The 19,239-nt window shown below is 67.4% G+C and carries 17 protein-coding genes and 1 tRNA gene; 9 read left to right on the plus strand and 9 right to left on the minus strand.

Annotation, left to right across the window (positions count from 1 at the left end):
- Window positions 1-17: 17 nt before the first annotated feature.
- The 5 genes from gor to glmU all read right to left on the minus strand — a co-directional run bounded on the left by gor (window position 18) and on the right by glmU (window position 4,863).
- On the minus strand, window positions 18-1,421 hold the full coding sequence (gene gor / locus ACW174_RS14965) for a glutathione-disulfide reductase (RefSeq protein WP_492015222.1): 1,404 nt from the start codon (window positions 1,419-1,421) through the stop codon (window positions 18-20).
- A gap of 71 nt (window positions 1,422-1,492) precedes the next feature.
- Window positions 1,493-2,176: a hypothetical protein gene (locus tag ACW174_RS14970; RefSeq protein WP_492015223.1), complete on the minus strand. Its 684-nt coding sequence runs from the start codon at window positions 2,174-2,176 to the stop codon at window positions 1,493-1,495.
- A 33-nt stretch (window positions 2,177-2,209) separates the two neighbouring features.
- Window positions 2,210-2,893, minus strand: coding sequence for a ribose-5-phosphate isomerase RpiA (rpiA, locus tag ACW174_RS14975; protein WP_492015224.1), 684 nt, complete (start codon window positions 2,891-2,893; stop codon window positions 2,210-2,212).
- A 116-nt stretch (window positions 2,894-3,009) separates the two neighbouring features.
- The gene (locus ACW174_RS14980) at window positions 3,010-3,513 is read right to left on the minus strand and encodes a hypothetical protein (RefSeq protein ID WP_492015225.1); all 504 of its coding nucleotides are present in this window, start codon (window positions 3,511-3,513) and stop codon (window positions 3,010-3,012) included.
- On the minus strand, window positions 3,514-4,863 hold the full coding sequence (gene glmU / locus ACW174_RS14985) for a bifunctional UDP-N-acetylglucosamine diphosphorylase/glucosamine-1-phosphate N-acetyltransferase GlmU (RefSeq protein WP_492015226.1): 1,350 nt from the start codon (window positions 4,861-4,863) through the stop codon (window positions 3,514-3,516).
- 94 nt (window positions 4,864-4,957) lie between these two features.
- Between glmU and ACW174_RS14990 the strand changes: the two genes are divergently transcribed.
- Together ACW174_RS14990 and ACW174_RS14995 are read left to right on the plus strand one after the other, a co-directional pair.
- On the plus strand, window positions 4,958-5,929 hold the full coding sequence (locus tag ACW174_RS14990) for a proline iminopeptidase-family hydrolase (RefSeq protein ID WP_492015227.1): 972 nt from the start codon (window positions 4,958-4,960) through the stop codon (window positions 5,927-5,929).
- On the plus strand, window positions 5,926-6,639 hold the full coding sequence (locus tag ACW174_RS14995) for an HAD-IA family hydrolase (protein ID WP_492015228.1): 714 nt from the start codon (window positions 5,926-5,928) through the stop codon (window positions 6,637-6,639). The genes ACW174_RS14990 and ACW174_RS14995 overlap by 4 nt, the downstream gene beginning before the upstream one ends.
- On the opposite strand, the gene ACW174_RS15000 is transcribed toward ACW174_RS14995, so the two are convergent.
- Window positions 6,606-7,013: a winged helix-turn-helix transcriptional regulator gene (locus tag ACW174_RS15000; protein ID WP_492015229.1), complete on the minus strand. Its 408-nt coding sequence runs from the start codon at window positions 7,011-7,013 to the stop codon at window positions 6,606-6,608. The two genes, ACW174_RS14995 and ACW174_RS15000, sit on opposite strands and share 34 nt — an antisense overlap.
- A gap of 104 nt (window positions 7,014-7,117) precedes the next feature.
- On the opposite strand from ACW174_RS15000, the gene ACW174_RS15005 reads away from it, so the two are divergent.
- Together ACW174_RS15005 and ACW174_RS15010 are read left to right on the plus strand one after the other, a co-directional pair.
- On the plus strand, window positions 7,118-7,867 hold the full coding sequence (locus ACW174_RS15005) for an SDR family oxidoreductase (RefSeq protein ID WP_492015230.1): 750 nt from the start codon (window positions 7,118-7,120) through the stop codon (window positions 7,865-7,867).
- Window positions 7,868-7,959: 92 nt separating this feature from the next.
- On the plus strand, window positions 7,960-9,249 hold the full coding sequence (locus ACW174_RS15010; protein ID WP_492015231.1) for a dicarboxylate/amino acid:cation symporter: 1,290 nt from the start codon (window positions 7,960-7,962) through the stop codon (window positions 9,247-9,249).
- On the opposite strand, the gene ACW174_RS15015 is transcribed toward ACW174_RS15010, so the two are convergent.
- Entirely contained in the window at window positions 9,250-10,497 is a 1,248-nt protein-coding gene (locus tag ACW174_RS15015) for a DUF418 domain-containing protein (RefSeq protein WP_492015232.1), read from the minus strand.
- 141 nt (window positions 10,498-10,638) lie between these two features.
- Here ACW174_RS15015 and ACW174_RS15020 point away from each other — a divergent pair.
- Together ACW174_RS15020 and ACW174_RS15025 are read left to right on the plus strand one after the other, a co-directional pair.
- Window positions 10,639-10,713, plus strand: a tRNA-Val gene (locus ACW174_RS15020).
- Window positions 10,714-10,798: 85 nt separating this feature from the next.
- Complete coding sequence (locus ACW174_RS15025) at window positions 10,799-13,021, plus strand: DEAD/DEAH box helicase (protein WP_492015233.1); 2,223 nt, start codon at window positions 10,799-10,801, stop codon at window positions 13,019-13,021.
- A gap of 2 nt (window positions 13,022-13,023) precedes the next feature.
- Here the strand turns inward: ACW174_RS15025 and ACW174_RS15030 are convergent, their stop codons facing one another.
- Together ACW174_RS15030 and ACW174_RS15035 are read right to left on the minus strand one after the other, a co-directional pair.
- A complete protein-coding gene (locus ACW174_RS15030) occupies window positions 13,024-15,168 on the minus strand; it encodes a histidine kinase dimerization/phosphoacceptor domain -containing protein (RefSeq protein WP_492015234.1) in 2,145 nt (714 codons plus the stop codon).
- 11 nt (window positions 15,169-15,179) lie between these two features.
- Complete coding sequence (locus ACW174_RS15035; protein WP_492015235.1) at window positions 15,180-15,746, minus strand: biliverdin-producing heme oxygenase; 567 nt, start codon at window positions 15,744-15,746, stop codon at window positions 15,180-15,182.
- Between the two features lie 139 nt (window positions 15,747-15,885).
- Between ACW174_RS15035 and ACW174_RS15040 the strand changes: the two genes are divergently transcribed.
- From ACW174_RS15040 to ACW174_RS15050, 3 genes are all read left to right on the plus strand, one after another.
- The gene (locus ACW174_RS15040) at window positions 15,886-16,968 is read left to right on the plus strand and encodes an ABC transporter ATP-binding protein (protein ID WP_492015236.1); all 1,083 of its coding nucleotides are present in this window, start codon (window positions 15,886-15,888) and stop codon (window positions 16,966-16,968) included.
- Window positions 16,969-17,015: 47 nt separating this feature from the next.
- Entirely contained in the window at window positions 17,016-18,053 is a 1,038-nt protein-coding gene (gene alr / locus ACW174_RS15045; RefSeq protein WP_492015237.1) for an alanine racemase, read from the plus strand.
- Window positions 18,054-18,281: 228 nt separating this feature from the next.
- The gene (locus ACW174_RS15050; RefSeq protein WP_492015238.1) at window positions 18,282-19,235 is read left to right on the plus strand and encodes an NAD-dependent epimerase/dehydratase family protein; all 954 of its coding nucleotides are present in this window, start codon (window positions 18,282-18,284) and stop codon (window positions 19,233-19,235) included.
- The last annotated feature ends 4 nt before the right edge of the window (window positions 19,236-19,239 follow it).

The following is a 19,239-nucleotide window of genomic DNA, read 5'->3' on the forward strand; positions in this document are numbered from 1 at the left end:
CGCGGAAAGCACCGGGGCTAGCCCGCCGACATATTGCCCGGCGACTGCTTCTCTTTCAGCGTGACCAGTTCCTCGGCCATGGTCGGGTGGACCGCGCAGGTGGCGTCCCACTGGGCCTTGGTCAGGCCCGCCTTCACGGCGATCGCGGCCAGCTGGATCATCTCCGGCGCCTCGGGGCCGACGATGTGGACGCCGACGACCTTCTGGCTCTGGGCGTCGACGACCAGCTTCATCAGCACCCGCTCGTCCGAGCCGGTGAAGGCGTATTTCATCGGACGGAAGCGGGTAATGTAGACATCGACCTCGCCCGGGCAGGAGTGGCGCGCCTCGCTCTCCGACAGGCCGACCACGCCGACCGGCGGCTGGCTGAAGACGGCCGTGGCCACGGCCTCGTAGTCAAAGGCCATCGGATTGTCCCTGAACACCGTCTGGTGGAAGGCGACCGCCTCGCGGATGGCGACAGGGGTCAGGTTCATCCGGTCAGTGACGTCGCCGATGGCCCAGATGTTGTCGACATTGGTCTTCGAGAAGCCGTCGACCTTGATGGCCCCCTGCTCCGTCAGCTCGACGCCGGCCTTCTCAAGGCCGAGGCCCTTCACATAGGGAATGCGGCCGGTGGCGAACATGACCACGTCCGTCTCGATGGCCATGCCGTTGGCGAGGCGGTTGACCAGACCGGTGTCGGTCTTCTCGATAGCTTCGTGCTGGCAACCGAGGATGACCTTGATGCCGCGCTTTTCGATCTCGCCGGCCAGGTGGGCGCGGACATCGTCGTCGAAGCCGCGCAGGATGTTGGGGCCGCGATAGATCAGGGTCGTCTCGACGCCGAGGCCGGCGAAGATGCCCGCGAACTCCACCGCGATATAGCCGCCGCCCGCGATCAGGATGCGCTTGGGCAGCTCCGGCAGGTGGAAGGCCTGTTCCGAGGTGATGGTGTGTTCGATGCCCGGCATGTCCTCGGGCGACCACGGCCGGCCGCCGGTGGCGATCAGGATCTTGTCGGCGGTGATCTCGCGATCGACGCTGCCGTCCTTCGTCAGGATCGAGACCGTGTGGGCGTCCTTGAACACGGCGCGGCCGTGGACCAGATCGACGCCGGCCTTGCCCAGGTTGGCGGCGTAGATGCCCGACAGCCGCGCGATCTCGACATCCTTGGCCTGCAGGAAGGTCGGCCAGTCGAATTTGGCGTTATCGAAGGACCAGCCGTAGCCCTCGGCGATATGCAGGCCGTGACTGACCTCCGACGCCATGACCATGAATTTCTTCGGCACGCAGCCCTGGATCACGCAGGTGCCGCCGACCCGGTACTCTTCCGCGATGGCCACCCGTTTGCCGCCCAGCGAGGTCAGCCGCGCCGCGCGCACCCCGCCGGAACCGGCGCCGATGACGAAGAGGTCGTAGTCGTACTGGGGCTCGGCCATGCTAGGGATTCACATTCGGTTTGGTGTTGCGCTGAAGATAGGATTGAACCGCCAAGGTGCCAGATCGGCCGTTAGGCCTTCTCCGGCTTCGCCTTCCTTTTTCGCCAACGTCTCGCTCGAGGTGACGTTTTGTCGAACTCAGCGAAATAGTCGCGAATCAATCTGCGAGCATCGTGGGCGTGGGCTTCCAGTTGGCTGGGGCCGACATTCAACTCATAGAGTCTAGCGTTAATTCTGTTGTGAAAACCATCTCTGGACGGTCGCGCTTCGCCGTTGTGGATGTGAGACCAGTATTCAGTCCTATACACGGGTGCGATTTCTTGGTGCGCTTGCATCGTTTTCATCCACCGATCGCGGAAAAATCCCGCAATCTCGTCGCGTATAGGCTCCGGAAGAAATGGGTCCGTCTCGTATTTACTCGATAAATCCTTAAATTTGATCACTTCAGCAACAATCGGAACGCCGCCGGTACGACCTCCCTCAGCTGGATCCCGACCATCGACTTCAGCCTCGATGCGGTCAAACATCTCGTAACTACTTGAGCTGAAATTGTAGTTACCAATGTCAAATTCGTCAACAAGGTCTAAACTAATAGCCTGTACGTTATCTAGAACTCTTTTGTAATATTCCGTGTTGACCGTATTCAAAAGCCCGTTCTTGGCTGACAAATAAGTCAACAAGGCCAACGCCCCTCCAGTTAAGTAGAAGGCGATCTGAACGATCTGACTGATTTGATTTAATGCTAAAGATTGCAAAACATCTTCCCCGACTGAGCCAATCTCTGAAACCTATGGCAGCAGCACCTCGACACCGTCGTCCGTGCCGATGATGGCCTCGTCGGCCAGATCGAGGAAGAGGCCGTGCTCGACCACGCCGGTGATCAGCTTCAGGTCGTCGGCGAGGCGGACCGGATCATGGATGGCGCCGCATTTCGCGTCATAGATCAGGTTGCCGCCGTCGGTGCGGACCAGACCGCGCTCGGCCATCCGGGCGCGGGCGGGCATTTCAATCTCGTGATCGATGAGGACATCGGCGATGCGGTTGCCGGTCGTCTTGTGCCCGAAGGCGACGACCTCGATCGGCAGGGCGAACTGGCCGAGCACCGGCACCACCTTGGCCTTGTCGGCGATGCAGAGGCAGCGGGTCGAGGCCTCCCACACCAGCTTCTCGCGCAGCAGGGCCGCGCCGCCGCCCTTGATCAAGGCCAGACCCGGGCCGACCTCATCGGCGCCGTCGACGGTCAGGTCGATGCGCGGCGTATCCTCCAGCGTCGAAAGCGTCAGGCCCAGCTCGCGGGCCAGTTCGGCGGTGGCTTCCGAGGTCGGGACGCAGCGCAGGCCCTCCAACTTGCGCGCCGCCAGCGCCTTGACGAACCAGGCCGCCGTCGAGCCGGTGCCGAGGCCCACGACCATGCCGGGCTCGACGCGCAGGGCGGCGGCTTCGCCGGCGTTCTTTTTCTGAAGGTCGGACATAGGCGGCTCGCTTGCGGTTAGGAGGGATTCGCGGCTTGCAGACGGGCCTTTATCGACGGATGGCATGGTGGGAAAGCAATACCACGCGACACGAACTCAAGAACTCAGCAGCCCCGTCACGATCTGCTGCACCTGACCTCGATGACGCCCGATGTGTCGTTCCCCGGCAGGACGTAGTGCGTTCCGAAAAGTCCATCCGGCCCCACGACGGTCACATCCGCCCCGAAGGACCTGTCGACCAGCCCCCTTGTCCGGCGATCCATCGCCTTGGCGGGGACGTCGATGATCTGACCCTGGAGACCGGTCGCATGGACGGGGTCCAGCAGGATTTCGAACGTCTCGTTCGCATAGGGCCGTCCCACCGGGCCGGGATGACCGGCGTAGAGGACCTTGACTGTGACCTGCACCGGCCTTGGCCGCTCCGGGCAACTGAACCGCACCCTGATCGGCCCAACCTTATCGGGCTGGAACGGTGGGTGAAATTCAAGGGGCAGCGCTTCATGAGGCGCCTGATCCCGGTCGAACGAGCCCCCCTCGCGGATCATGAAAACCAGGACGCCGATGACACCGACGCCGTAGACCAGAAGGATGGCGGCGAGGCCATAAGACCAGCCCTTCATTCAGCCCCGCGCCTTCTTCGCCCGCATCATGTCCATGAATTTCGCCGCCCAGCCCGTCTTGGCGGTCTGGGGCGCGCGGGCCAGGGCGAGGTCGCCCGGGGCGACGTCCGAGGTGACTACCGAGCCGGAGCCGACCATGGCGCCGGCGCCGATGGTGACCGGGGCGACCAGCGAACTGTTGGAGCCGACGAAGGCGCCCTCGCCCACCACGGTGCGGTGTTTGAAGAAGCCGTCGTAGTTACAGAAGATGGTGCCCGCGCCGATGTTGGCCTTGGCCCCCACCTCGCCGTCGCCGAGATAGGCCAGGTGGTTGGCCTTGGCGCCGGCGGCCATGGAGACGTTCTTCACCTCGACGAAGTTCCCGATCCTGACGCCCTCGGCCAGTTTGGCGCCGGGGCGCAGGCGGGCGTAGGGGCCGACCTCGGCGCCGCTGGCGACGGTGGCGCCCTCGATGTGGCTGAAGCTGCGGATGCGGGCGCCCGACGCGATCTTCGCGCCGGGGCCGAAGACGACATAGGGCTCGATCGTCGCGCCCCCGCCGACCTCGGTGTCCCACGAGAAATGGACGGTGTCGGGCGCGGGCATGGTGACGCCGGCGGCCATGAAGGCGTCGCGCTGGACGCTCTGGAACAGGGCCTCGGCCTGGGCCAGTTCGGACTGGGCGTTGACGCCCATGACCGAGTCCTCCGACGCCATGACGGCGCGGGTCGCGGCGCCGCGTTTGCGGGCCAGTTCGACCACGTCGGTCAGATAGTATTCGCCCTTGGCGTTGTCGTTGCGGACCTCGGCCAACAGCTCGAACAGCAGGCCGACCGGCGCGGCCATGACGCCCGAGTTGCAGGCGGTGATCGCCAGAACCTCGGGCGAGGCCTCCTTGGCCTCGGTGATGGCGGTCAGGGTGTCGCCGTCCATGACCAGACGGCCATAGGCGCCGGGGTCGCGGGCCTCGAAGCCGATGACGCGGACGCCCTCGGTATGGGCGAAGACCGGCTCGATGTCGGCGGCGCGCAGCAGGGGCACGTCGCCATAGGTGATGACCACCTGTCCCTGGAAATCGCCCAGCACGGCTTCGGCGGCGCGGACGGCGTGGCCGGTGCCCGACGGCGGGTCCTGAACGGCGATGGCGTCCTCGCCCAGCCGCTTGACCACATGGGCCCGGACTTCCGGCGAGTGGGAGCCGACCACCACGACGATCCGCTCACAGCCCAGGGCCTCGGCCGCGTCGATGGCGTGATCCAGCATGGCGCGGCCGCCGACCGGGTGCAGCACCTTGGGCAGCGGCGACTTCATCCGCGTCCCCTGCCCCGCGGCGAGGATGATGGCGGCGCGGGGTTCGGCGAAGGTGGTCATGAATCGTCTCGTCGTTCTGGACTCCTGATCTACAGGCTGGCGTCCGGTGGGAAAACCGTCATCCTCCGGTCGAGCTTCTGCGGAGGGCATGGAAATGCGGCTTTCACGACGGGCGATGCTGGCGATGACGGCGGCCGCCGGGTTGGCGGGACGGGCCGCGGCGCAGGAGCCGGCTGTGCCGCCGGCCGACCGGGAACTGCGCGTGCCTGTGCAGGGCGGCGAGATCCAGGTGCGGGTCAACGGCGATCTGAACGCCCGACGCAAGCCGCTGATGCTGGTGCACGGCGGTCCGGGCGGCGCCTGCTGGCAGATGTTCCCCGCCCTGCCGATGGCCGCCGACCGCGCCATCGTCGTCTATGATCAGCTGGACAGCGGTCGCTCCGACGCGCCGGGCGATCCCGCCAACTGGACCGTCGAACGGTATGCGTCGGAGATCGAGGCGGTGCGCGCGGCGCTGGGGATCGAACGGTTCCACCTGCTGGGCCACAGCTGGGGCGGAATCCTCGCCACCCGCTATGCCGCCGATCAGCCCGACCGCTTGCAGAGCCTGACCCTGCAGGGCACGCCGCTGTCGTCGCGGCAGTGGGAGGTCAGCGTCGCCAGTCTGCTCGACCGGCTGCCCGACGGACAGGGCGAGATCATCCGCGAAGCCGAGCGGACCGGCGAGATGAGCGAGGCCTATGGCGCGGCGATGACGGCCTTCTTCCGCGCCCACATCAACCGCACCCGCTCCCCCGCCTATGCGCCGGCCTATATGCGGGATGTGCCCGAGGGCCGGGGCGACGCCCTCGCGAACGCCGCGGTGGGAATGAGCATCACCCGGATGACCGGCTTCCTCGACGGCTTTGACGAGGAACCCCTGCTGGACGGCATCGCCACGCCGACCCTGCTGCTGAACGGAGAGTTCGACGTCATCACGCCCGCGACGACGCGGGCCCTGTTGCCGCGGCTGAAGGCCGGGACCTTCGTGGAACTGGCCGGCGCCGGGCATATGGCGCAGTTCGACCGGCCGGAGGACTGGCTTGCGACCGTGAACGCCTTCGTCTCCGGGGCCGATCCGGCATGACGACGCGAGACCTCGACGGCTGGACCATCGCCTTCGATCTGGACGGGACACTGGTGGAGACGCACCGGGATCTGGTCGGGACGCTGAACCGGATGCTGGTCCGGCACGGCCTGCCGGAAGCCCCGATGGACAGCGCGGCGGCGCTGATCGGCGGCGGGGCTCGGCCCATGCTGCAGCACGGCTTCGAACGGGCGGGCGCGAACTGGGAAGAGGCCGACGCCCCGGCCCTGTTCGAGGAACTCCTGGCCGACTATGTCGAGCACATCGCCGACCACTCCCGCCCGTTTGAGGGCGTGGTCGAGACGCTGGAAGCACTGGCGGCGCGCGGCGCGATCCTGTGCGTAGCGACCAACAAGCGGTCGGACCTGTCGGACCTGCTGCTGGAGACGCTGGACCTGACCCGGCATTTCGCGGCCATCGTCGGCCCGGACCGGGTCAGTGCGAGGAAGCCGTCGGGCGCCCATCTGATCGAGGCGGTGGAACGTGTCGGCGGCGATCCGGCCCGGGCCATCATGGTCGGAGACGCGGCCCCGGATACCGGCGCGGCGCGCGACGCGGGCATGCCCTGTATCGTCTGCACCTTCGGCTACAGCCCCGTGCCGCCCGCCGAACTCGGTGGAACCGTGCTGGTGGACCGGTTCAGCGAAATCGCGTCGGTCGTCACAGATCTCGTCGCTCAGCCTGCCGCCCTGGCCGCGTCGAACGCCTGACGCGAGGCGCCGATGCGGTCGAAATTCTTCTCGGCCCACATCCACACGCCGCAGAAGGCTTCCGACAGGGTGAAGCCGAGGTCGGTCAGCCGGTATTCGACGCGCGGCGGGATGACCGGATGGACGGTGCGGATGACCAGACCGTCGCGCTCCATCTGGCGCAGGGTCTGGGTCAGCATCTTCTGGCTGATGCCGTTGGCCAGTTCCCCGATGCGGGTGAAGCGCAACTCGCCGTGCTCGATCAGAACCTCGAGCACGATCATGGTCCATTTGTCCGCGACTCGTCCGATCACCTCAATGACCAGCGCCTCCACCTCGGGCGAAAGCGGCGGGTGGTCGAGGGGGGGATGGGCGTGATCGGCAGCGGCGGTCATAACTTTCCTTTCGGTAAGTACAGCACGTTTCGGTGCCTACTTTCTGATGGAGAGTGTCAGGTATAGATCAGGGCCATCGGATTTCCAACGCACGGAGACACCCCATGGACACCCGCAACGACACCATCCTGATTACCGGCGGCGGCTCGGGCATCGGCAAGGCCATGGCCGAGGCCCTGCATGCGCGAGGGGCGAAGGTCATCATCGCCGGGCGTCGCCGGGACGTGCTGGAGGCCGTCGCCGCCGCCAACCCGGGCATGGCTTTCGAGACGCTGGACGTCGCCGACGCGGCGGACGTGACGGCCTTCGCCGAACGGATCGTCGCCGCCCATCCGGCCCTGAACGTCGTCATCAACAATGCGGGCATCATGGTGGCCGAGGACCTGACCGCCGAGCCGGTCGATCTGGACATCGTCGAACAGACCCTCGCCATCAATCTGCTTGGCCCGATCCGGCTGACGGCGGCCCTGCTGCCGCACCTGAAATCGAAGGCTTCGGCGACCCTGGTCACCGTCTCGTCCGGTCTGGCCTTCGTACCGCTCAGCGCCACCCCGACCTATTCAGCGACCAAGGCGGCGATCCATTCCTGGAGCCAAGCGCTGCGGACCCAGTTGAAGGACACTCCGGTCCGGGTGGTGGAATGGGCTCCGCCCGCCGTGGCGACGTATCTGATGCCCGGCCATGCGGAGAACCCGAACTCCATGCCGCTGGCCGACTTCACCGCCGAGAGCCTGGCCCTGTTCGAGGCCGGGCATGACGAGGTGCTGGTCGAACGGGTCAAATTCCTGAGCGGCGCCGAAGGCCGCGGCGACTACGCCAAGGTCTATTCCATCCTGAACGACGGCGCGCACTGATCGCCTGAAACGCCGGATCGCAGCCGAAGCGGTTGCGGTTCGGCGCGGCGATGAACATGTTGGGCGGCCCTGCCCTCCCCAAGGCCGTCCGCATGCTCCGTCGCTTCTTCGCCATACCGCTCTGGCAGCGGACCGCAGCGGGCTTCGCGCTCGGCATCCTGGCCGGCCTGATCCTGAGGGAGAAGGCCGAGACCTGGCTGGGACCGATCGGCGACGTCTATCTGAACCTGATCCGCATGGTGGTGGCGCCGCTGGTGCTGTTCACCATCGCCAGCTCCATCGCCAAACTGGGCGAAGGGGTCGGCGCCGTGCGGCTGGCGGTTCGAACGATCGTCTGGTTCGCCATCACCTCCTTGCTGGCCGTGCTGGTCGGCTTCCTGTTCGGCCATCTGATCAATCCCGGAGAGGGGCTGAGCGGCCTGCCGCTGGGCGAGGTGCGCGACCGCGTGATCCCGACGCCGCTGGAAGTGCTGATCGGCATCGTTCCGACCAACCCCTTCGCCGCCCTGAGCGAGGGCAAGGTGCTGCAGATCATCTTCTTCTCGGCGCTGGTCGGCGCCGCGCTGGTGGCGCTGGGCGATCGCGCGCAGGGCGTGCGGCGGCTGGTGGATGAGGGCGCCTCGATCATCTTTCGCATCACGCGCTGGGTGATCCAGCTGACGCCGATCGGCGTGTTCGGCCTGATCGCCTCGGTGGTCGGCGGCTATGGCTGGGAGGCGCTGCTGCCGCTGGGCAAGTTCATCGTCGCCATCTACGCGGCCTGCCTGTTCCACATCCTGATCGTCTATTCGGGCCTGCTGAAACTGCATGGGCTGAAGGTCACCAGCTTCTTCCGGGGGGCATTCGCGGCGCAGCAGACGGCCTTCGCCACCTCCTCCTCGCTGGGCACCCTGCCGGTCACCCTGCGCCAGACCGTCGAGCGGCTGGGCGTGCCCCAGGCCTATGCCGCCTTCGCCGTGCCGCTGGGCGCCAGCGTGAAGATGGACGGCTGCGGCGCCATCTATCCGGCCATCGCGGCCATCTTCATCGCCCAGTATTTCAAGATCGACCTGAGCCTGACGCAGTACGTCCTGATCGGCCTGACCGCCGTGCTGGGCTCCCTGGGCACCGCGGGCGTGCCCGGCACCTCCATCGTCATGCTGACCCTGACGCTGTCCACGGCCGGCCTGCCGCTGGAAGGGATCGGCTATATCGTCGCCATTGACCGGATCATCGACATGATGCGCACCGCCACCAACGTGACCGGCCAGATGCTGGTCCCCGTGCTGGTGGCGAAGGAGGAGCGCATCCTCAATGAGGACATCTACGACGGCCGCGTCGCCTGGTTGCCGGGCGATCCGGAAGCGGACACGCCGGATGCGGTGAAGGCCGCCGGCATCTGATCAGGCGGCGCTCTTGCGCTTCAGCACCGGCTGCAGGCGGCCGTAGGTCAGGCTGCGCCAGACCCACTCGGCGGGGCCGAACCGGAAGACGGCCAACCACAGCGCGCTGAACAGGCAGAGGGCGACAAAGACCGCCACCGCGATCAGGTTCATCCCGCCCATGGTGAGCCAGGCCTTGTCGTTGATGTGGCCCAGACCCCAAGCGTACCAGATGAAGGCGCCGATCGCGTTGGACGCCAGATAGCCGGTCAGGGCCATCCGCCCCATCGGTGCGAACAGGACCGACAGCCAGCGCCCGTTGCGGCTGATGAACAGGGTCAGGATGGCCAGATAGCCGAAGGCCAGGATCGGCAGGCCGATATAGGCCGCGGTGACCAGGCCGCGCAGAACGCCCTCGGCGGGAACGCCCAGCATTCGCGTCGCCTGGACGACGCTGATGACCAGGCCGACCGGCAAGGCGATGGCGGCGATCCGCCGGAGTAAGGAACGGTGCCGTTCGATGTTCTCGAACACCCCCTTCCGCGCGGTCCAGAGGCCAAGCATGAAGAGCCCCAGCACGCCGAGGTCGTACATCGCGACATAGCTGGTCTCGGTCAGGTTATGCATGAGGTAGTAGCGGAGGTTGGCGGCGACGAAGGCCCAGTAGTCGCCCCCGGCATAGGCCGGCAGCAGGGCGTCGAACGCGGCCTGGCTTGCCGTGGGTCCGACCCCCGCGAGGTTGGGCAACGGTCCGCCGATGATCGCCTCAGCGGCGCCGATCAGCAGCGGCGGCACGATCACCAGTGTCAGCCCCAGGGTGAACAGCGTCTTCTGCCCGGCGTTGCGGAACAGCAGCAAGACCATGCCCAGCAGGGCGTAGACGATCAGGATGTCGCCCCAGTAGAGGAAGGCCAGATTGCACAGGCCGATGAGCAGCAGGATGAAGACCCGGCGCAGGTAGAAGCCCTCGAAACCCGCCCCGCGCGCCTGCGCCCGGAGCATCAGGATGCCGAATCCGACGCCGAACAGGAAGGCGAACGAGGACCGCGCCTTGCCTTGCAGGAAGACCAGTTCGAACAGGCCCACGCCCATATCGACAGGTCCCGCCGACGCCATAACGGCCTCGGCCTTGAAGATCATGACCATGGCGGTGAGGTTCATGACGATGACCCCGAACAGGGCGATAGCCCTGAGGGTGTCGATCACCACCAGCCGGTCCGCGACCGGGACCATCCGCCGATCGTCGACAGCGCCATCCACATCCGTCATTTCACCCGCCCCCAGCTTCGAAGATCAATGATGGGCGAACAGGGGTGTGCTGTCGATGGCGTTCGGGCCTTGCCTCCCGCGATGGGCCGGGCTATGTCCGCGCCCTCCCCGTCCGGCTCGCCGGTCCGGGGCCCGAAAGATGGATGTGTAGCTCAGCGGGAGAGCACCTCGTTCACACCGAGGGGGTCACAGGTTCAATCCCTGTCACATCCACCATTTCGCCGTTATCTCTCTTTACAGGCCGCCGTCCGCCGCTCCCGCGCCGACCGTTCGCGCGCTGATCGTGCTATTGGACCGCCCTATGCCCTTCCCCACCAGTCACCCGTCGCTTGATCGCGCGCTTTCCGAACGCGGCTATGCCGAGCCCACCCCCGTCCAGGCCGCCGTGCTGGATGCGCCGCGGAACGAGGACGGCTCCGGCCGCGACCTGCTGGTCTCGGCCCAGACCGGATCGGGCAAGACCGTCGCCTTCGGCCTGGCCCTGGCCCCCACCCTGCTGGGTGAAGCCGAAAAATTCGCCGAGTTCGGCGCGCCGGTGGCCCTCGTTATCGCCCCGACCCGCGAACTGGCGCTGCAGGTCTCGAACGAACTGAAATGGCTGTACGCCCAGACCGGCGCGCGGATCGTCTCCTGCGTCGGCGGCATGGACCCCAAGGTCGAGCGTCAGGCGCTGAACCGCGGCTGCCACATCGTGGTCGGCACCCCGGGCCGTCTGCGCGACCACGTCGAGCGCGGCGCGCTGGACCTCTCGACCCTGCAGGCCGTCGTGCTGGATGAAGCCGACGAGATGCTGGACATGGGCTTCCAGGAAGACCTGACCTTCATCCTCGAGGCCGCTCCCGCCGAACGCCGCACCCTGCTGTTCTCGGCGACGCTGGCGCGCGACATCGTGCAACTGGCCAAGACCTATCAGAAGGACGCGCTGCGGATCGACACCGTCGCCGGCAACAAGTCCCACGCCGACATTGAGTACAAGGCCATCCGCGTCGCCCCGAACGAGGTCGAACTCGCGGTCGTCAACGTGCTGCGCTATTTCGAGGCTCCCGGCGCCCTGGTCTTCGCCAACACGCGCGAGCGGGTGAAGCACCTGACCTCCAGCCTGCGCGAGCGCGGCTTCTCGGTCGTCGGCCTGTCGGGCGAACTGACCCAGAGCCAGCGCTCCGAAGCGCTGCAGGCCCTGCGCGACGGTCACGCCCGCGTCTGCGTCGCCACCGACGTCGCCGCCCGCGGTCTGGACCTGCCCGATCTGGGGCTGGTCATCCACGCCGAGATCCCGGTCAACAAGGCCGGCCTGCTGCACCGTTCGGGTCGTACCGGCCGCGCCGGCAAGAAGGGCGTCTCCGTCCTGCTGGTCAGCTATACGCGCCGCCGCAAGGTCGAGCTGATGCTGCAGTCGGCCTCCATCGTCGCTGAGTGGTCGGGTCCGCCGTCCGCCGAGATGATCCAGGAAAACGATCGCAAGCGCATGCTGGCCGATCCCGTCCTGACCGCGCCGATCGAGGATGAGGACACCCTGGCCCTCGGCCGTCAGCTGCTGGAAAAGAGCTCGCCCGAACAGGTCGCCGCCGCCCTGATCCGCCTTTACCAGCAGAAGCTGCCGGCGCCCGAGGATGTCTATGACGACGACCGGATGAAGCGCCAGCAGGAGAGCGGCAAGAACGACAAGGGCCAGCCCGACGTCCCCTACACCGACTTCGCCCGCGGCGGCGACATGGCCTGGTTCCGCATCAATATCGGTCGCGACAAGAACGCCGACCCGAAATGGCTGATGCCGACCATCTGCCGTCTCGGCCACGTCACCAAGCGCGACATCGGCGCCATCAAGATCTTCGAGCGCGAGACCAAGTTCGAGATCACCGAGGAAATGCGCGGCAAGTTCGAGGCCGCCATCGCCCAGGGCCTGGAAGACGGCGTGAAGATTGACGCGGCGGTGAAGCCGGGTCCGTCCGAGAAGCCGGTCAGCCGCTGGGACAAGAAGCCTTCGGGCGACCGCCCGACCGGCGACCGTCCGGAGCGCAAGCCCTGGAAGGCCCGCGAGGAAGGCGGCGACAAGCCCGCCTGGAAGCCGCGCGAGGATCGCCCTGCCGGCGAGAAGAAGCCTTGGGTGAAGCGTGAGGACAGCGCCGCTCCGGCCGAGGGCAAGAAGCCTTGGGTCAAGCGCGAGGACGGCGACAAGCCGGCCTGGAAGGCGCGCGAGGATCGCCCGCAAGGCGATGCGCCCAGGAAGCCGTGGGTCAAGCGCGATGAGGCCGCCGCGCCCGCCGCCGAGGGCAAGAAGCCCTGGGTCAAGCGCACCGCCGCCGACCCGACCCCCGAAGGCAAGAAGCCGTGGGTGAAGAAGCCCGCCGCCGAGGGCAAGACGCCCTGGACGCCGCGCTCGGACGCCGAGGCCGCCCCGGCGACGCCGGGCGACAAGCCGTGGAAGGGCAAGCCGAAGGGTGGGGATCGTCCGTGGGCCGCCAAGGATGCGCGCGGCAAGCCGGCGGCCGGCAAGCCCCCGTTCAAGGGCAAGCCGCGCGGCTGATCTCAGTCGTCGGAGCCGTCGATCGGGGCCTTCAGCACCGCGTGAAGGCCCGGGCCGCCGTCCCGGTAGTCGAGCTGCCCGTTCAGCTGGGTGACGAGGCTGCCGATCATCATCGAGCCGAAGCCCTCACCGATCATATGCCCGCCCCGGCCGGCGTCCTCGACCGCGAGGCGCAGGTTGCGGCCGTCTTCTGACAGGCGGATGTGGATCGGGCCGGGCTTGCCGTCATAGGCGTATTTCTGGGCGTTGATGATCAGCTCGGTCAGGATCAGGCCGAGGGTGATCGCCCTGCCCGCCTCGACCGAGACCGGCGCCAGGTCATGCTCGAGCTGGGCGCTCCAGTCGGCGCCGACGGAAGCGCCCAGATCGTCGATCAGCTCGACGAAATACCGCTCCAGATCGACGGTTGAGCTGGCCTCCGCGCGGTAGAGGCGGCTGTGCACCATCGAGACCGCACGCACGCGGCGCCGCGCCTCCAGCAGCTGCGTCTGGGCGGCCGGGTCGGCCTGCCGGGCCTGCAGACCGAGGAAGGACGACACCAGGGTCAGGCTGTTCTGGACCCGGTGATTGACCTCGCGGATCAGGAACTCCTGCTGCTCCAGGCGCAGGTCGCGCTCGCTCAGTGACGCCTGCAGCGTCCGGGTCAGGCTGCGCAACTGACTAACCGCGGCGAAATCGATCAGGGCGTCGCGCAGGCGGGTGACCGATTCGATCTGGGCCGGCGCCCAGCGCCGCGAGCGGCCGCGCACGGTCTCGGACCAGGCCTCGAACGAGTTGCGGGGCGTCAGGACGCCGCCAGGGCCGGTCTTCCTCGCCGTGGACGGATCGCCCGCCCAGCGCACGGTCTCCACGATCTCGGCCCGGAACCACAGCACGGTCAAAGGCTGGTCGCCTTGCAGGTGCACGCCCAGCAGGCCGCTGCCCTGGGCGGTAAAGGCCAGCGCTTCCGGTCGGCGCTGGGACAGCGCATGGGTCGCCACGGGACGAAGGCCGGGCTGGTCGGCGACCCACCGGGCCAGCGCCGTGATCGCGCCTTCCGGCGGGGTGACGCCGAACCGGTACTGGCCGCTCCGTCCGATGATCGCCACGCCGTCCGCATCCGCCAGATCGGCGAGATCACGACCGTTGTCGGCCAAGGCCTCCTCCAGCGGTCGATCGGCGGCGAGATGACCGACCAGCTCGTCCTCGAGCTGACGCAGACGGGTCCGCTCCCGATACAGCTCCGCATCGCCCTTGGCCTTGATCTGACGCGACAGGGTCCGCGCCAGCGTCGTCGCGGCCATGCGCACTTCAAAGGGCAGCAATTGGGGGCGCGCGCTGTGGCAGGCGACCAGCCCCCAGAGCTCGCCGTCGACGATGATCGACACCGAGGCGGAGGCGCGAACCCCCATGTTTTCGAGGTATTTGAGGTGCACGGGCGAGACGCTGCGCAGGCCGCAGTCGCTCATGTCCAGCAGGCCGTCCGGCGAAGCGGGACGCAGAGGTTCAGGCGTATAGCGGGCGTCCGGTATGACCCGCACCGGATTGCGGACATAGAGAGCGCGGGCCTGGCGGGGAATGTCGGTGGCCGGGAAGTGATGGTTCCGGAAGGACTCGACCTCCAGCGACCGGGACTCGGCCACGACCTGGCCGGCCTCGTCGTCGAGAAAACGGTAGATCATGATCCGATCAAAGCCCGTCAGGGCGCGGAAGGCCTCGGCGGCGCTTTCGCAGACCGCGCGCACGCTGGAGGCGCGCTCGAACGCGGCGGCGGCGGCGTCGATGCGGCTGATCAGCTCGATGCCCGGCAGCGCTCCCTGGGAGCTCTGTTCGATCTCGATGATCAGGTCCGCCCCTTGGGGGCGCGCTATGACGTCGTAGTCGAGCGAGTCCACGCCGCGCCAGCGCGTGACAAAGCCGGCTTCGGCCGGACCTCCGGCCCGAAGAGGGTTCACCGCCCGATCACCCAGAAGACCGTCCAGCGCGCGACCGATCCAGGTTTCCGCCCCGGTGATACGGGCGATCCGGCCCGCTTCACGGCGGACCGTCAGATCCGCCGGATCCACCACGAACAGAAGCCCATGAGGCTGGATGGCCTCCGGGACGTGGATGGGCTCACGGTCACAGGCATTGAGATCCAGCCGGTCGGCGGCCGAAAGGTCGGTCATTCAGGCACGCTCTACCGGGCGGGTGGAACCAGTACTCTGAAGGCCAGGTCGAATGCGTCCACACCACCCTTCACGATCTCGTCCTGCGTCGCTCGCCCCGAGGCGTACGCGGACTCCATCGCCTGCAGAAACGCACGCCACCGCGATCCGGTTTCATCCCCCCACGGATCGAGAAACTCAAGCCCGGTCAGAGGGATGTCATCGCGCATCATGGCCTTGCGCATGACCCGCCCGCCCAGCATCGAGCCCTCGGCCACATAGACCCAGCCCATGGCTTCGCCATAGGTGGGCAGGGATGCGACGGCCTGATCGTCCGGAATCCCGACACCCAGGGTTTCCAGACCGGAGCGGATCAGGGGTGAGCGGCTCCCGGGCGTGTAGCCATCCTCCGCGAACGCCGCGCGCCAGGGCGCGATGGCGGTTTCGACCGCGCGGTGCAGCACGTGGAAGCGGGCGACCATGGCGGCCCGCCCGGTCAGATCGCGCAGGCGGCGCTCGACGTCGGCGTCCGTCTCGATGGCGGCGTGGATGTCGGCGGTGGCCGCGCGAAGGGACTGCAAAACGGGCGAGGCTGACATTCCTTGTCTGTAACAGCCCGCGCGACCGTGTCACCCCGGGATGCGCCCATTGATCCGGCGCTGTAACCGTTTACCTTGGCGCTGAAGGGTTCAGACGGCGGGCAACGTCGCGAACCGACCAGTTGCATGGGCAGGAAACATGGCGGACGTCCGGCTGACCGGCGTGACCAAGCGGTTCGGGACGACCGAGGTGCTGAAAGGGATCGATCTGGAGATCGAGGACGGCGAGTTCGTCGTCTTCGTCGGGCCCTCGGGCTGCGGGAAATCGACCTTGCTGCGGACCATCGCAGGTCTGGAAGAGGCCTCGGGCGGCGACATCGCCATCGGCGGACGCTCCGTGAACGCCCTGTCCCCCTCCGACCGGGGCATCGCCATGGTGTTCCAGTCCTATGCGCTCTACCCGCACATGAGCGTCTATGAAAACATGGCCTTCGGGCTGAAACTTGCGAAGGCGGACAAGGCCGAGATCGACCGCCGTGTCCGCGCGGCCGCCGAGACGCTGAACATCACCGACTATCTGGAGCGCAAGCCCAAGGCCCTGTCCGGCGGCCAGCGCCAGCGTGTCGCCATCGGTCGGGCCATCGTGCGTGAGCCGCAGGTCTTCCTGTTCGACGAGCCCCTGTCCAACCTCGACGCCGCCCTGCGGGTGCGCATGCGCTACGAGTTCGCCAGCCTGCATGAGCGGCTGAAGACGACCATGGTCTACGTCACCCATGATCAGGTCGAGGCCATGACGCTGGCGGACCGGATCGTGGTGCTCAACGGCGGCGTCATCGAACAGGTCGGCGCGCCGATGGCGCTCTACGAACGGCCGCGCAACCTGTTCGTGGCCGAGTTCATCGGCAGCCCCAAGATGAACCTGATCCCCGCCGAAATCGTCACGGCGACCGCCACGGGCGCGACGGTGAAGACCGCGCAGGGCGATACGCTGAAGGTCGCCGTGGACGCCTCGTCCGCCAGGCCGGGCGATGCGGTGACGCTGGGTGTTCGTCCCGAGCATCTGAAGCCCGGCGGCGAGGCCGGTTCGATCAGGGCCGCCATCACCTTCGCCGAGACATTGGGCCACGCGACATTCGCCTATGCCGCCTATGGCGAGGCGGCGCTGACCATCCAGTTGCCCGGCGATGTGAGACCGCAGACCGGGGCCGAACTGGCGCTGACCGTGCCCGCGGATCAGGCGCACCTGTTTGACGCCGCCGGCCTCGCTTTCGACCGTCTGTAGGCGGAACGCGTGTTGCATCGCACAAGCGCAGGCTTCTAGATGGCGACATGCCCTCCCCGGCCACGCTCACCGTTGATCTGAACGCGCTCGCCGCGAACTTCCGCATGCTTGAGGCGGTGGGCGGCGCGCCCGTGAACCCGGTGGTGAAGGCCGACAGCTACGGTCTGGGCGCCATCGCCTGTGCGACCCGGCTGATGGCCGAGGGCGCGCGGACCTTCTTCGTGGCCCGAACCGCCGAGGGCGAGGTCCTGCGCGGGGCGCTGGGGCCCGACCCGGTCCTCTATGTGCTGGACGGCTGTGTGAGCGGCGCGGCGCAACGGTTGATCGCGGCGGATCTCCGGCCCGTACTGAACACACCGCAGCAACTGGCGGATTGGCGGACAGCGGGGGGCGGCGCCTGTGGTCTGCAGATCGATACCGGCATGAACCGGCTGGGCTTCCGGGTCGAGGACGCGCCGGATGCCATCGACGGGCTCTCGCTGGTGATGAGCCATCTGGCCTGTTCCGATGATCCGGCCGAGCCCATGAACCGGCGCCAGCGGGACGCGTTCGCCGCCGCGACGCAACGCTATCCGGGCGTGACCCGGTCGTTCGCCAACTCGGGCGGGGTCTTTTTGGGACCGGATTACGCCTTCGACACCCTGCGGCCGGGCATCTGCCTGTACGGCGGCGGGCCGGAGGGCAGACCGGACTCCCGCATCCGGGCGGTGGCGACCCTCGAGACCGAGGTGCTCCAGGTCCGCGCGGTTCCCGCCGGCGAGACCGTGGGTTATTCCCGCGGCTTCCACGCAAAAGCGCCGACCCGGATCGCCACCTGCGCCGCGGGTTATGCCGATGGTCTGCTGCGCGCCTACAGCCCGCACGGGCAGGTGTTCATCGCCGGCGCCCTGCGGCCCATCGTGGGACGGGTGTCCATGGACGTGTGCGCGGTCGATATCGGCGACCTTGAAGTCAGCGTCGGCGACCGGATCGAACTGTACGGCGGCCATCGGATGCTCGACGACGCGGCCACGGCGGCGGGGACGATCAGCTACGAGTTGCTCACCTCCGTCACCGCCCGGGTCCCCCGCCTGTATATCGGCTGACACCCCACGCCTGACGCGGTTCCGGATTCGCGCTGTCGGCCGGATGACCTGAATGGCCCGACCGGCCAGCACGGACTCCGACCGCGCATTCTGCAGACCCGAACGCCCGGCAGGCTGACCTCTGTCCACCAGACATGACGCCGGTTTTCCTCCCCGGCCGGAACGAGTTGCCTCCCCACAGGTTGACGCGCCCAACGCCGCGCGGTTTCGCGCATCACGGGGCGAAGCATGCGCGTACTGATCACCGGCAGTTCCGGCTTTATCGGCAAGGCCCTGACCGAAGCGCTCCTTCGGCATGGTCACGAGGTCTGCGGCTTCAGCCGCCATGCGCAGCCGTCGACGATCACCGGTGACCTTCTGGATCCAGCGACGATCCAGCGGGCGCTGGACGCCTTCAGGCCGGAAGTCATCTACAACCTCGCGGCCGAAACGGACCTGAAAGGCGTCGCCAAGGGCGGCTATGCCGCCAATACCGTCGGCGTGAAAAACCTGCTCGACGCGGTGCAGCGCTCGCCGGGCGTAAAGCGGGTGGTCTGGGCTTCGTCGCAGCTGGTGTGCAAGCCCGGCACACCGCCTGCCCACGACACCGACTACTCACCCGAGGGCGGCTATGGCGAAAGCAAGGTGCTGGGTGAGAAGATGGTGCGCACCCGGGAGGGCGGCGGCAAGGAGTGGGTGATCTTCCGCTCGACGACGATCTGGGGTCCGGGCATGAGCCCCCACTATGCGGCCATCCTGGGCATGATCCGGCGCGGCCTCTACTTCCATGTCGGTGGACGCCCGCTGATGAAGTCCTATTCCTACATTGGCAATCTGACGGAGCAACTGGTGACGCTGGGCACGGCTCCCGCGGCGCAGGTGAACGGCCGGACCTTCTATCTCGCCGACAGCGATCCCATCGATCTGCGACAATGGGCCGGCGGCTTCGCGCGGCGCTTCCGCAAGACCATTCCGACCCTGCCGGAGCCCCTGGCCCGCGGGCTGGCGAAAACAGGCGACCTCCTCACCCGGAGCGGCCTCCGCTTCCCGCTGACCAGCCAGCGCCTGGACAACATGCTGACCGAATATGTTTACGACGTCAGTCCCATCGACGCCGTCCACGGTCGCACGCGCATCGGCATGGATGAGGGCATTGAAAAGACGGCGGACTGGTATCTGGGCTCCCGGTCCGCGCCGCAGTAGCGCG

The sequence above is a fragment of the Brevundimonas sp. AVps31 genome, from assembly GCF_058681355.1.

Excerpts from the sequence above, each read along its gene's own strand:
- ACW174_RS15000 (WP_492015229.1), bottom strand. The coding sequence starts at position 7,013 with ATGACCGCCGCTGCCGATCACGCCCATCCCCCCCTCGACCACCCGCCG.
- ACW174_RS15005 (WP_492015230.1), top strand. The coding sequence starts at position 7,118 with ATGGACACCCGCAACGACACCATCCTGATTACCGGCGGCGGCTCGGGC.
- ACW174_RS15030 (WP_492015234.1), bottom strand. The coding sequence starts at position 15,168 with ATGACCGACCTTTCGGCCGCCGACCGGCTGGATCTCAATGCCTGTGAC.
- gor (WP_492015222.1), bottom strand. The coding sequence starts at position 1,421 with ATGGCCGAGCCCCAGTACGACTACGACCTCTTCGTCATCGGCGCCGGT.
- ACW174_RS15035 (WP_492015235.1), bottom strand. The coding sequence starts at position 15,746 with ATGTCAGCCTCGCCCGTTTTGCAGTCCCTTCGCGCGGCCACCGCCGAC.
- ACW174_RS15050 (WP_492015238.1), top strand. The coding sequence starts at position 18,282 with ATGCGCGTACTGATCACCGGCAGTTCCGGCTTTATCGGCAAGGCCCTG.
- ACW174_RS14990 (WP_492015227.1), top strand. The coding sequence starts at position 4,958 with ATGCGGCTTTCACGACGGGCGATGCTGGCGATGACGGCGGCCGCCGGG.
- ACW174_RS14980 (WP_492015225.1), bottom strand. The coding sequence starts at position 3,513 with ATGAAGGGCTGGTCTTATGGCCTCGCCGCCATCCTTCTGGTCTACGGC.
- ACW174_RS15025 (WP_492015233.1), top strand. The coding sequence starts at position 10,799 with ATGCCCTTCCCCACCAGTCACCCGTCGCTTGATCGCGCGCTTTCCGAA.
- glmU (WP_492015226.1), bottom strand. The coding sequence starts at position 4,863 with ATGACCACCTTCGCCGAACCCCGCGCCGCCATCATCCTCGCCGCGGGG.
- ACW174_RS15010 (WP_492015231.1), top strand. The coding sequence starts at position 7,960 with ATGCTCCGTCGCTTCTTCGCCATACCGCTCTGGCAGCGGACCGCAGCG.
- ACW174_RS15015 (WP_492015232.1), bottom strand. The coding sequence starts at position 10,497 with ATGACGGATGTGGATGGCGCTGTCGACGATCGGCGGATGGTCCCGGTC.
- alr (WP_492015237.1), top strand. The coding sequence starts at position 17,016 with ATGCCCTCCCCGGCCACGCTCACCGTTGATCTGAACGCGCTCGCCGCG.
- rpiA (WP_492015224.1), bottom strand. The coding sequence starts at position 2,893 with ATGTCCGACCTTCAGAAAAAGAACGCCGGCGAAGCCGCCGCCCTGCGC.
- ACW174_RS15040 (WP_492015236.1), top strand. The coding sequence starts at position 15,886 with ATGGCGGACGTCCGGCTGACCGGCGTGACCAAGCGGTTCGGGACGACC.
- ACW174_RS14995 (WP_492015228.1), top strand. The coding sequence starts at position 5,926 with ATGACGACGCGAGACCTCGACGGCTGGACCATCGCCTTCGATCTGGAC.